The sequence below is a fragment of the Verrucomicrobiaceae bacterium genome (assembly GCA_016713035.1).
Lineage (GTDB): Bacteria > Verrucomicrobiota > Verrucomicrobiia > Verrucomicrobiales > Verrucomicrobiaceae > Prosthecobacter.
Genome location: JADJPW010000001.1, coordinates 298,816 through 311,444, shown reverse-complemented (window position 1 = coordinate 311,444; position 12,629 = coordinate 298,816). Strand labels below are relative to the sequence as shown.

Genomic DNA, 12,629 nt, shown 5'->3' with positions numbered 1-12,629 from the left:
GGCGGGCAGAGATTCCCGGCACATGCGGCTGGATTCAAGCGCCAGTGTGCTCCGTTTTCACTCAGGCGAGGATGTAGTCACGCATGGCGTCGATGATGACGACGACGGAGCATGCACCTGCGTCTGGATGGCCGATGCAGGCCTCGCCGAGAGTCTTGGCACGGCCAAATTTCGCGATCATGGCTTTGCTGGCTTCTTTGCCAGATTCGGCAGCGGCGGCGATGGCGGTGATGGCATCGGCGAGAGAGCTCTGAGCGACCTCATTGGCACGGACGGCGGCGGGCTCCATGGCATCGACGCAGGTTTTATCGCCGACGGCGGCTCCGCCACGCTGCTTCACACCATCGACGCCTGCTTGGAAGAAAGCGGCGAGTCCTGCGGCGTCGAGCTGCGGGCGACCCGCGAGTGCTTTGCCGCCATTGCGGAAGAAGGTGCCGAAGATGGCGCCGCTGGCACCGCCCATGCTGCTCATCATGGCCATGCCGGTGGTGCTAAAGGCTTTTTCGATGCTGTCGATGCCGCCAGCGGAGAGTTTTTCTTTGGCGGCGGTCAAGCCACGCTGCATGCCGAGGCCGTGATCGCCATCACCGAGATTGCGATCAGCTTCGGAGAGCATGGGCTCTGCGGCGATGATGGCATCGGCGGCCTGGATGAGCATGGCGGTGACTTCGGCAGGGAGGAGGGCGGTTTTTGGCATGGCGGGCGGATAAGTGCGGGTGGAGGGGAGCTTGTCAAACACGCATTGCTCTATGAATGGCGTGCCATGATTCGCAACGATGCGAGTATGTGATGGCGGTCAAAGAAGTTGCGGTGCTCTGCGAATAGGGCTTCATTCACCGCGTCTGATCCCACCGCTATGAGTGACCTGAAACGCCTTTTCTCGCCGTCCCCCGCCTTGCTGGCGGCCTTATTGATTTCTGGTGCTGCGCAGGCCGCGCCTCAGGGTGCGCAACCGGTGCAGAGCTTTGACCCACTGACCTTCCCAGGCCGTGTGGTGGATGATGTGGTGGTGCCGGTGCCGAGTGAGGTTTTCTCCGTGCTGGATAAGCTGGGTGAGCCGAACTGGAAGCAAGAAATTCGCGACCAAGAGGTGCCGACATCGAGCGACCGGACGAAGCTGGCGCTGATCTTCGGCCAGGTGGTGGCGGAGGGCTTTGTCGCTGTGCAGGCGGAGGATAAGGAGGCGGTGAAGGATGCCGGGCGTGATGTGATCACGTTGTCAAAGGCACTGGGTATTTCCAAAGCGGTGCTGCCACATGCGCAGAGCATTCTCAATGCAGCGGATCAGTCCGACTGGCGTGCGATCCGGCGTGAATTCGACCAGACACAGAAGACGGTGAAGGATACGATGGAGGAGATGAAGGATGCGGATCTGTCGCAATGCGTGAGCCTAGGTGGCTGGTTGCGTGGGACGGCGTCTGTGACCTCGGTGGTGGGAAAAAACTTCTCCGCAGACCGTGCGGAACTGCTGAATCAGCCGATGCTGGTGGAGCACTTTGTGGCGACGATTTCCAAGATGCCTGCCGCTACCCGCGAGCATGCGCTGGTGAAGTCGATCCAAAAAGGTCTGAGCACCGTGCTGGCCAAGATGGAAGGCGCGGTGGATGGCTTCACCAAGGATGCCGTGGGTGACATCAGCAGCACCTGTGAGGGGCTCCTTGTCGAGATCATGGCAAAGAAATAACAGCGAGATTTTTTGACCCGAATCATCATGAATTTGTTCCGTTCCCCCATCCGAGTGCTCACGACGGCTTTGTTGCTGCTGTGCATGCCTATGTCCGTTTCCGCCACGGTGGATGAGAGCCATGACTACGCGATGGAGGCCGCTGATGCGTTTGTGAAGGAGGGCTTCATCGTGCGTGAAGAATACTGGAATGGTGAGGTGAAAGGCGGGCAGAAGCTGATGATTTCACACCAGTTTTTCAAAGGCAATGAGTATGCGCTGTGGCTAGGGACAGCGCTGGATGACGTCACGATGGATCTGAAGGTCTTTGATGAAAAAGGCACGGAGGTGCAGATGGACACCAAGGTGACTAAACACTTCCTCACGGTGCGGGTGAACCCGCCGAAGACAGGGACCTACAAGGTGGTTTTTGAGATGAAATCGAAGACGGAAGGTGAGCCGGTGCTATGGGCACTGGCGTATGGGTATCGTTGAGGCGCTGGTTGCTGCGGTCACTCAGTCCAGTCCAGGACTGCATGCTGTTGCCAATCTGCTGCTGGGATTCCACCAGACAGGATGACTGGGGTGCCTAGTCTCCGATCAGCCGGGGTATAACTCGGCGACGGCATCATCGACGGCGGTGTCGAGCACGTCGCAGGCTTCGAGGAGGGCTTCTTCGGTGGTGGTGAGCGGCGGGCAGATCTTGACGGTCTGGCCCCAGGCGCCGACGGGGGCGAAGAGGAGTAGGCCGCGCTGGTAGCAGAGCTCGATGATGCGGTGGGCGAGGTCGTGATTGGGCTCTTTTTTGCCGGGGAGGATGGTCTGGAGGCCTGCGACGAAGCCTGCGCAGGTGACGTGGCCAATGAGCTGCGGATGGCGCTGCTGGATAGCTAAACAGCGCTGATGCAGGATGGGGCCGAGGCGGGCTGCATTGCCGGTGAGGTCTTCCCGGAGGATTTTTTTGATGTTGGCGGTGGCGGCGGCGCAGCAGACTGGATTGCCGGTGTGGGTGCTGGTCATGGAGCCTGCGGGGAAGTGGTCCATGATGTGCTGGCGGCCGATGACGGCACTGATGGGCATGCCGGAGCTGATGCCTTTGCCACAGCAGATGAGGTCTGGCGTGACGCCATAGTGCTCAAAGGCCCAGAATTTGCCGGTGCGGCCGAATCCGGCTTGTACCTCGTCAAAGGTGAGGATGACCTGATGTTGATCACACCAGGCGCGGAGTTTTTGGACGTAGTCCACGGGTGCGAAGTCGGGGCCGACGCCTTGGTAGCTCTCCATGATGACGCCAGCGATGTTTTCGGGCTTCAGGCTGCGATCAGCGATGGTTTTGAGGAAAGTATCGAAGCTGGTGTCCTCGGTCCAGTAGCCGTCAGGGAAGGGGGCATTGAGGATGGCGGGGTCTTCGTTGACGATCCAGGCTTTTTGCCCGGCCATGCCGCCTGCTTGCTGGCTGGCGAGGGTGCGGCCGTGAAAGCCACGGGTAAAGCCGATGATGCCGATTTTGGTGTTGCCACCGACTTTGATGCCGTGGGCGCGGCTGAGCTTGATGGCGCACTCGGTGGCCTCGCTGCCGCTGCTGAGGAGGAAGACTTTTTTGAGCCCGTCGGGCGAGACGGAGGCAATGATTTCTTCGGTTTCGAGGCGTTCTTCGCTGGGGAAGACGTAGTTATGAATGAGGCCGCTCTGGATCTGCTCGATCATGGCCTGACAAACCTCTGGGGCGGCGTGGCCAGCGTTGGTGACAAGGACGCCGCTGCTCCAGTCGAGCCATTGGTTGCCGTATTTGTCGTAGATGTGGATGTCGCGGGCTTTGTCCCAAATGATGGGGGGCATGCCGCGCATGGAGATGGGCTCGACTTGGCGCATACGCTCCAGCAGCGGGAGGGAGTCTGGATGCGGGACTGGCGTGCAGATGCGGCGATGCGCTGTCTGCACGTGTGGGACGGTTTGAGGAGTGGTGCTGTATTCTTTGCCCATGATGGGGCGGAGCATGCACGGGCGGCGATGGCCTAGCTACTCGCTTTGATGCGAGTGAAGGTATTTTTGTGAGCAGGTGCGGTGAGCTAGACTCTGGGATCAGCGGCGCTTCTTTTTCTTTTTTTGCTGCTGCTGTTGGTTGCTGCGGGCGTGTTTTCCGGTGCGGATGCCGTATTGCTGCTGCTGGCGCTGCCAGGGGGTGAGCGCAGGGCCTAAGCTACTGCCTGGACCGTGGTGGATGCCCTGGGCTGCGAGCTTGGCGCGGGTTTCTGCGACGCTGCGCTCCATGTCTTCGATGCTCCCAATGTCGAAGCCATCATCTTCGTCTTCATCGGGGGCGGTGGATGGCGTGGTTTGGCTGCTGGGAGCGGGCTCGGGCAGGGGATTTTTGCGCGGGCGGCCCAGGCGCGGCTTGTAGTTCTTTTGGCGTTCTAACTCGGCCTCGTACCAGATTTTTTCTCGCTCGCGGATGGTTTCGGCAATGGGGAGGCGAGATACTTGCGAAAGCCGGGGTCGGTGATGGTGCTGAGCTCGTCCTTTTTGAGTGGGGCACCGATTTGGACGCCATTGACACGTAGATCGCCACGGCGGTGGCGCATGTCTAAGTTCACATGAAAGAGCTGGTAGGCGAGCTGGCGGACGTGGTCTTGGCTCCAGCCTTTTTTGGGGCGTTTGGCGGCGTTTTTTTCCAGTTCGGCGCAGAGTTTGGCAAACTGGATTTCAGAGATGTTGGTGGGGGGGAGGCACCAAATGGGGTCCTGGCTACGCTGGTGGAGGATCTGGATACGCTGGCGGCTGATTCCGTAGGCTGCGGCGAGGTCATGGTAGCTTTCGCCGGCATCTGCTCGTTTGAGCATTTCCTGCCGGGTTTCGAGGCTGACTTTGGTTCGCGGATGGGGCATGAGGGCTGCTTTTTGGCGAGGATGACCCGTCTGGCAAGGCTGGGATGAAGGGCGTAACGATGGCTTTTGGCCGTGAAACTAAGGTATTGACGGGGTGATGCTATTTTGACTATTCTTCGCCTAATTCGTCCATTTATGACGGCCCCGGCATGCTGTGCTTTTTACTGAAAGCCAGTTCTTTCCGTTGCCTCTCACCCATCGTATTGACTCTATGAAGACACCTCGCGTATTGCGCCGTCTGACCAACCTCTCTGCCTCAGCCTTATTGCTCCTCGTGACGGGTCCTCTGCTGGCGGGTACGGATTCCTTTTCCACCGGGCCAGGGCAGGGTGGGCCAGATCAGCTCTGCGATGTGTGGCAGGCTATTTTTAATGGCTGGGGCCTGTCTCCGACTGCGGACACGGATAGCGACGGGTGCTCAAACTTGATCGAGTCGGTCTCTGGCACCGATCCGCGCAGACCGGGTGACTGTCTGCGTGTGGGGAATACGGTGGTGTCTGCTTCGGCGGTGACTTTTCATTTCGACTCAGAGGGTGGCAAAAAATACGAGGTCGTGAGCGATACGCTGCTGACCGGTCCTTACACGACGGTGGAGAATATCACCTCGATCAATGGAGTGCTTCAAAGCCCCGAAGTGGCCTTTTATGTGCCTGCGGTGGACAGTCCGACTGGGACGCCGACCTTTGTGACGGTGAACAAGGCGGCTGGGACAAAGCGCTTCTATAAGCTGAAGGTGACAGAGGTGGACTCGGATACGGATGGAGCCTCGAACTGGGTGGAACTGCACACGGGGCTCAATCCTGATTCTGCCGACTCCGATGCTGATGGTGTGTCGGACGCGGATGAGCTGCTGGCAGAGGTATCGGTGGAGGATAAGGTGAGCATCACCAGCACGGTGACGCAGGCATCCGAAGATGGCCCTCAGAGCGGCCAATTCACCGTGACACGCACACGGGCATTGATCCCGGCTACGGTGAATTTTTCCCTCAGCGGCACGGCCACCAGCGCAGCAGACTACACGGCACCGGGCACGGCCCTGATTTTTGGCTCTGGAGAAAAATCCAAGCAGGTATTCATCAATCCCATCGCTGATAGCTCGGTGGAGGGCAGTGAGTCGGTGACTGCGACGCTGACGACAGCCACTGCAGGTGCCTATGTGCCCCCCGTGATCGACCCCGCGAAGAACACGGCGACCGTAATTATCGGCAATACCACGGCGGTGAGCGGCACGGGGCTGACAGCACGCTATTATGATCACTCGAGCAGCACTTATGTTCATGCCGCGAACTTTGGGGACTACGGGAACTATCAGTTCACGCGGGCAGGCTCGACTCCGAATTTCACGGGCACGGCGGTCATCACGCCGACCGGCGTGTCGCCCACCCGGTTAGCAACGCTCTTGGCGGCGCTGACGCCGAATACCACGCAAGTGAAGTTCTCCTTTAATGGCGGGAATCTCAATACAGCGGTGTACAATCACCAGAACTTCCTCGTGATGGCGAAAACGGCAGCCACCTTCACCATCGCACTACCGCCTGGAGCTGGACTGCCGACGAATAGCACCAGTACGTGCTACTTCAGTATCCAGCCAATTCATCCTGGCCTGATCGAGCGCCTGGAGGTGGTGAACAATGACTGGATCTACGGCACGCCGAACGCGGGGACGATCTCGCACATGAATGTGCCGGAGAACTACTCCACGACCTTTGAGACATATCTGAATCCGACAACGGCAGGGAACTACCGCTTCCAGCTCGACGCGGATGACAAGGCGCGGGTGCTCATCGACTTGAATTTGAACGGCTCCTTCGATCTGCCTGGTGAGCAGGTGGTGGAGCACGGATGGGACACCGTTGCCACGGGGGCACCGGAGGACGGTGTGGCAGATGACGAGGTCATCGGCACTTTCAAAGCGACGCCTTCCGGTTCGCCCTATGCACTGGCCATTCCTGGCAGCCCAGCGCAGCGCTATAAGATGCGGGTGGAGATGGTGGAGACGACCGGAAGTGCCCGCTGCCGCCTCCAGTGGAACATGGATGGGGGTACTTTTGTCAACATACCGCAGGCAAACCAGTTCACGCACACGCAGGCGATGAGCTACAGCTACACCTCCGGGAACGTGGTGATCACCCCGACAGGCGGGCACTCTCTGGCGGTCGGTAACAATGTTGGGCTTTCCTTCTCCTCTGGGCCACTTTTCAGGCCCGGAGCTACCTCCACGCATAATGGCACGCTTCAGATTTCGGCAGTCAATGGCACCACGACTTTTACGGTGCCCATCCCTCAGACGACAGTGACGCTGACAGGAGCGACGACAACAGCCGGTAGCGCTACGGTAACAGTCCCCTCGGTCGTGGGACTATATGTAGGAATGTCGGTTACAGGCACAGGTCTGCCAGCGAATGAATTTATCACCGCCATCGGCACCACGACGATCACGATCACCACTGGCACGGGTGTCACCGCACAGACCAGCACGGATTTGACCTGCCGCCTCGGTGGCATCCCTGTCTCCATCGCGGGTGCGTCCACTACGGCAGGCAGCCAGACGGTATTGGTGCCCTCTATCGACGGTCTAGCGACGGGTATGTCGATCACGGGCTTGGGATTGCCGACAAATGCCACCATTTCTGCCATCGGACCCGGCATGATCCTGCTGAGTACGGCCACAGGCGTCACCACGCAGGCCAACACTACGCTCACGGCCTTCCTGCACCCAACGAACAACGTGACGGGTAGTGGTTTCGTGCTGAACAACTCTGCCAGCACCACGACCGGAGTTTATAACCTCATTTATACCAACACGACCTTCTCCGGCTCCCCGGCCCGCACGGGCACATTCAATCATGTGACGGAGCAGAACAACGGCGTCTGGGGCACGGGCACGCCGGATGTGGCGCTGATCAATCCAGACACCTTCTCCATCCGCTGGAACGGGCAGGTGCAGCCACAGTTCACCGAAGAATACACCTTCATCGTGCAGGCGGATGATGGCTGTACTCTGAAGCTCAATGGTCAGGTGCAGGAGATGAAAACACTGCCCGGCACCAACAACGACGGCAGCACTTACCACTACGACAGCACGACTGGCGCGATCCTGGTCAACTATGTGAATGCCCGAATCAAGCCGGGCAGCTTTGTCGTCGGTGAGACGATCCGCATCGACCCTGCCAGTGGGAATTTGAACCAGACTACGGCCAATACTTACACTTATGACGCGGCTACGGGAGTGGCGACGGTGAACTATAGTGCCCAGACCACCGTCACACCTGGTGGCTATGCTGCGGGCCAAATCGTGGAACTGGATCCCACCAGTGGCACGGCCAACACCCTGGCCAACCTACGCTACACGATCCTCGCCAGCCCCGCGCCGACCACGAACACCTTCGCGGTGAGCTTTGGCATCAATACCTTTGCCTCCGAGACGGCAGGAACGGCTACGATCAATGTGACGGACAACCGCGACATCGTCGTCGCCTCCGTCTTCCCAGCAGGAAACGCTACCTACACTTACAACAGTGCCGATGGGGTGACTGTGGTGGATTATACGGCAGCGGGACTTCCTGCGAATACGCTCACCACCGGCATGCAGGTGGTGCTTGATCCGACTGGAGGCAATTTGACGAATGAAATCTACACCTACAAGACCATCACGGCCCACACGGGCACGACCTTCACCGTGGGCTATGCTACAGGCCTCAGCAACTCCACGAGTTCCATGCTCTTCATGGCACCTGGTGTTACGACTGTCCCCGCCTCCCAGACTACAGCCATGGCGCTGACGCATTACGCTGGCCGCAATGCCAACAACAGCGTCGGCAACATCAGCCTCGAAATCGTCAACAAACCGCTCAAAGAATGGTCCTCCATGGGCAATGAGCGCTATGTGCGCCTCCCCGTCGTCGGTGGCACTCGCTATGACATCCAACTCGACTACTACGAGAGCACCGGCAATGCTCGCGCCCAACTGTACTGGATGAGCGCCAGTCAGCCGAAGCAGATTATCCCCATCGAGCGTCTCTATCCTGAGAATGTTCCGCAGGCTCCTCCGGCGCATGTGGCTGATATGACGGCGACAGCAATGGTCGGTGGTCCGTTCAGCTACTCGGTGCTCGGTAGCAATGGCGGCACAGTCACCGTCAGTGGACTGCCAGATGGCCTCAGTTATGCCAACGGCATTATTTCCGGTATGGCGACCACGGCGGGTGATTACCAGATCCTCATTACCATCACAAATGCCGCTGGAACCTCCACTTCGGTGCTCGATCTCCATGTAGAAGCCGCAGGTGGTAATGTGATGCGTGAAATGTGGACTGGGATCGCAGGCACCAGTATTTCCAGCATTCCGCTAAGCACGGCTCCGAGCAGCACAAGCAATCTGAGTAGCCTCCAGGCTCCCACGGACGCTGCGGACGATTTTGGAGCCCGCATGCGTGGCTACATCACTGCGCCGACGACCGGCAATTACTACTTCTGGCTCAATGCGAGTGATTCGGCCGAGTTCTGGCTCTCCAACGACGACGAGACGATCAGTAGCTTCAAGCGAGCCACCGTCACTGGCGGCGTGACGGCCAAATCGCCCTGGATGGCCCTCGAACAGGGCAAACGCTACTATTTCGAGATCCTGCACAAAACAGGCACCGGCAGCGACAGCCTCTCCCTCGGCTGGTCGAAGCCCGGCGAGCCCACCACTGCTGCTAGCGAGGTCGTTCCTGGCTATGTGATCACCAATTATGTGCCACCTGCCCCTGGCAGCACACCTGGCACACTCTACATCGCCACCATGCTCTCCCAAGGCGGTGCCATTACCAATGGCGTAGGCACGGCTACCATGCGTCTCTCGGAGGATGAAAGCGTCGCTTATGTGACCTTCAACTACAGCGGCCTCACCGGACCAGTCACCGATTGGCACGTCCACAATGACCCCTTCCTCACAGCACCCTCCGGTATCATCTACGACGGCGTCGAGCCGCCTCCTGGTGATGGACCTCAGACAGATGGCTCGCATAAGTGGACCATCGTCGGTGTCGGTGCTCTGACCGCCAATGATATCCGCGAGCTCATCAAACAGGGCAAAGCCTACATCAATCTGCACACCGCAGCGAACCTCAACGGCGAAATCCGTGGTAACTTCACCCTCGCCAATGGTTCCCGCACCTTCTCGCCTCCGCCCGCACCGCCGACCTGGGCGGACGACAGCAATACCGATGTTGGCGCAGTTCGATTCCTCACGCAGGCCAGCTTTGGCCCAAATATCGCCGACATCGCCGCCCTGAAGGCTCTCTCGCCCTCCAGCAGTTCTGGCCAGTATCCCGCCAGTCGTTACGAAACATGGATCGACGCTCAATTCGCTCAATCCGCCTCGCAGACTCTGCCAGAGGTGCTCCGCACTCGCCGTGCGGATGCCCAGGGCGGCGCGCAGCTCGATGAGACGCTGTTTTTCAACTCTTGGTGGCGTAACTCCATCTCAAACGCTGACCAGCTCCGCCAGCGCATCGCGTTTGCTCTGAGTGAAATCCATGTCATCTCCGGCCAGGGGCCGCTCGACAATCGCGGCGAGGCCATCGCCTTTTTCTATGACAAGCTCAACGAAGGGGCCTTTGGCAACTTCCGCGACATCCTCGAGACCACCACGCTCACGCCAGCGATGGGCCGCTACCTCGATATGAAGAACAACGACAAGCCGGACATCACCGTTGGCCGTATCCCGAATGAAAACTACGCTCGCGAGATCAAGCAGCTCTTCTCCGTCGGTCTCTACCGTCAATGGCCGGACGGCACCCTGATGCTTACCTCCAAGGACACCCCGATCGATACCTATACGCAGCGTGAAATCGTCGGCTTTGCCCACGTCTTCACCGGCTGGACGGATGGCTACATGGGTGCCTATCGCACCGGTTTGAATGCTCCAGCCAACTGGATGGGCCTCATGCGTGAAGTGCCTGCCCGCCACTACACCGGGGCAAAACGTGTGCTGAACAACGAAGTCTTCCCCGGCCTGCCCACCCTCAGCGGCCAGCCGCTCGATCCGCTCGCCACGCACAACACCACCCACTTCAACCAGCCCGCTTATGAGCAGCTCGCTAGTCAGGAACTTGAGCTCTCTCACCAGCAGCTCTTTGATCACCCGAATATTGGCCCCTTCATCTGCCGCCAGCTCATTCAGCGCCTCGTCACCAGCCATCCTTCGCGTGGCTACCTCTACCGCGTCGTGCAGAAATTCAACAACCGTGGAGACGGCGTCCGTGGGGACATGCAGGCGGTCATCAAGGCCATCCTGCTCGACTACGAGGCCCGTAGCCCAAATGAGATCACCAAGCCTGCCTTTGGCAAGCAACGTGAGCCTTTGATGCGTGTCGCCGCCGCAGGCCGTGCCTTCCGCCCCGGCACTTTTGCGGGCACCTACAGTCAGACCGGCGGTCGCACCATTACCATCGACCTCACGCCCGCAGGCACGGCTCATAAACTGGCTACTGGAAACAACGTTTTGCTCGAATTCACACCCAGCACGGGGGTGGCCCCTTGGACCGGCGCCTACGGCATCACCAGCGTAGATACTGACACCTTCACCGTCCAAGCTACGAACTGGATGCAAAACACCAGTGCGACGGCGTATAGCATCCCTGCCAACTCCACCACCTGCACCGTCACCATGAGCAATCACTGGCTACAGGTCGGCAATCAGTTCTTCATCGACTTCACCAGCAATGTCGGCACGGGTTCCGGCCAGTTGGCCGACGGCGTCGCTGGTCTTGATGGGGCCGTTTATACCGTCGCCACCAACCCTAGCGCCACGAACAACGGTGATAATGGTCCCAACTTCACGTTTCAGATTCCTGTTGGTCAAGTCACCACCGCTGCCCGTAGCGGCAGTTGCATGATCCCACGCTTCTCCCCCGGTAGCCTCACCATCGCTGCCTCTGGCCTCGCCGCCCCGCAGGACCGCCGCGTCACCATGCGCACCAATGAGGATCACCATCTCAATGTCGGTGATCAGGTGCAGCTCAATGTCTATGGTTCCCTGGCCACCCCAGCACCCATCGATCAGGTCGTCACCGTGGACACCGTTGTCGATCTGAAGACCTACACCTTCATCATCTCTAGCGCCATCACCGGCTGGGGCAACAATCAGGGCAACAACAGTGTGTTCCAGTTCCCGCTGGTCTCTCAGCCGCTCACCCGCAGCGGCACCATCAATTCTCGTTCCAGCTCCTACTTTGTTGGCAGCACTGACGGTACGCTCGAGCAGTCGCCCGTCAATGCGGATACTGTCTTCAACTTCTTCCTGCCTGAGTATAAATTCCCCGGCTCACTGGCCTCCCAGGGCATCACCACGCCGGAATTCCAACTCACAGCGGAAACCACCACTGTGCGTCAGGCCAATTTCCTCTACGATGGTATTTTCAATCCCGGTACCACCAACGGTTATAGTGGATTCCGTGGGCCAAATCCAGGGGGCACTGCTACCACCAGTGGAGAAAACGCCGTCACTATGGACTACTCCTCCTGGATCACCGGCAATGCAGGCACCAACCTCGGCCTCGGTACCGCTACCAACACTGGCGTGCCCTGGACGCACAATCAGAACATCGCCACGCTCATCAATCACATGAGCGTGCTGCTCACCTCCGATCAGCTCACCTCTGCTACCAAGAGCCGCATTCGGAACTTTGTCAGCCAGCCCATCGCCTCCATTACTCCAGGAGAGGTGCCAGCCACCGATCCGTGCATCGTCAACACGGCTGGGCCACACGGCTATGCAACAGGGCAGAGCGTCTGTATCAGTGGTGTGACCAATGGAACCTTTTCGGCCACTCTAAACAGCACTTCAAGCACGCGTGTGATCACGGTGATCGATGAAGACAGTGATCCAAAAACCCCGTCAGCACGTTTCTCCGTCACAGGCCTCACTTGCACATCTGCACCCACGACTGCCGGCCTCACCAACGCACACGCCTCCCAGGTCATTTACAATCAAGGAAGTGGCACCCCCAGCGCCACCGAACGCCGCGACCGCTTCCGTGCCATCCTGCACCTCATCCTCACCAGCCCCGACTTCACCATCCAGCGCTAATTCATCC

The 12,629-nt window shown here is 59.1% G+C and carries 7 protein-coding genes; 3 read left to right on the top strand and 4 right to left on the bottom strand.

Annotation, left to right across the window (positions count from 1 at the left end; all coding sequences use genetic code 11):
* Nucleotides 1–61: 61 nt before the first annotated feature.
* Nucleotides 62–739: a dihydroxyacetone kinase subunit L gene (gene dhaL, locus IPK32_01325; GenBank protein ID MBK8090661.1), complete on the bottom strand. Its 678-nt coding sequence runs from the start codon at nucleotides 737–739 to the stop codon at nucleotides 62–64.
* 117 nt (nucleotides 740–856) lie between these two features.
* Here dhaL and IPK32_01320 point away from each other — a divergent pair, with 117 nt between their 5' ends.
* Together IPK32_01320 and IPK32_01315 are read left to right on the top strand one after the other, a co-directional pair.
* On the top strand, nucleotides 857–1,684 hold the full coding sequence (locus tag IPK32_01320; protein ID MBK8090660.1) for a hypothetical protein: 828 nt from the start codon (nucleotides 857–859) through the stop codon (nucleotides 1,682–1,684).
* Nucleotides 1,685–1,711: 27 nt separating this feature from the next.
* A complete protein-coding gene (locus tag IPK32_01315; protein ID MBK8090659.1) occupies nucleotides 1,712–2,158 on the top strand; it encodes a hypothetical protein in 447 nt (148 codons plus the stop codon).
* A 105-nt stretch (nucleotides 2,159–2,263) separates the two neighbouring features.
* On the opposite strand, the gene IPK32_01310 is transcribed toward IPK32_01315, so the two are convergent.
* The 3 genes from IPK32_01310 to IPK32_01300 all read right to left on the bottom strand — a co-directional run bounded on the left by IPK32_01310 (nucleotide 2,264) and on the right by IPK32_01300 (nucleotide 4,548).
* Entirely contained in the window at nucleotides 2,264–3,646 is a 1,383-nt protein-coding gene (locus tag IPK32_01310) for an aspartate aminotransferase family protein (protein MBK8090658.1), read from the bottom strand.
* A gap of 99 nt (nucleotides 3,647–3,745) precedes the next feature.
* Nucleotides 3,746–3,934: a hypothetical protein gene (locus tag IPK32_01305; protein MBK8090657.1), complete on the bottom strand. Its 189-nt coding sequence runs from the start codon at nucleotides 3,932–3,934 to the stop codon at nucleotides 3,746–3,748.
* A gap of 143 nt (nucleotides 3,935–4,077) precedes the next feature.
* Complete coding sequence (locus IPK32_01300; GenBank protein ID MBK8090656.1) at nucleotides 4,078–4,548, bottom strand: helix-turn-helix domain-containing protein; 471 nt, start codon at nucleotides 4,546–4,548, stop codon at nucleotides 4,078–4,080.
* Between the two features lie 211 nt (nucleotides 4,549–4,759).
* Between IPK32_01300 and IPK32_01295 the strand changes: the two genes are divergently transcribed.
* Nucleotides 4,760–12,622: a DUF1800 family protein gene (locus IPK32_01295; protein MBK8090655.1), complete on the top strand. Its 7,863-nt coding sequence runs from the start codon at nucleotides 4,760–4,762 to the stop codon at nucleotides 12,620–12,622.
* Nucleotides 12,623–12,629 lie beyond the last annotated feature (7 nt).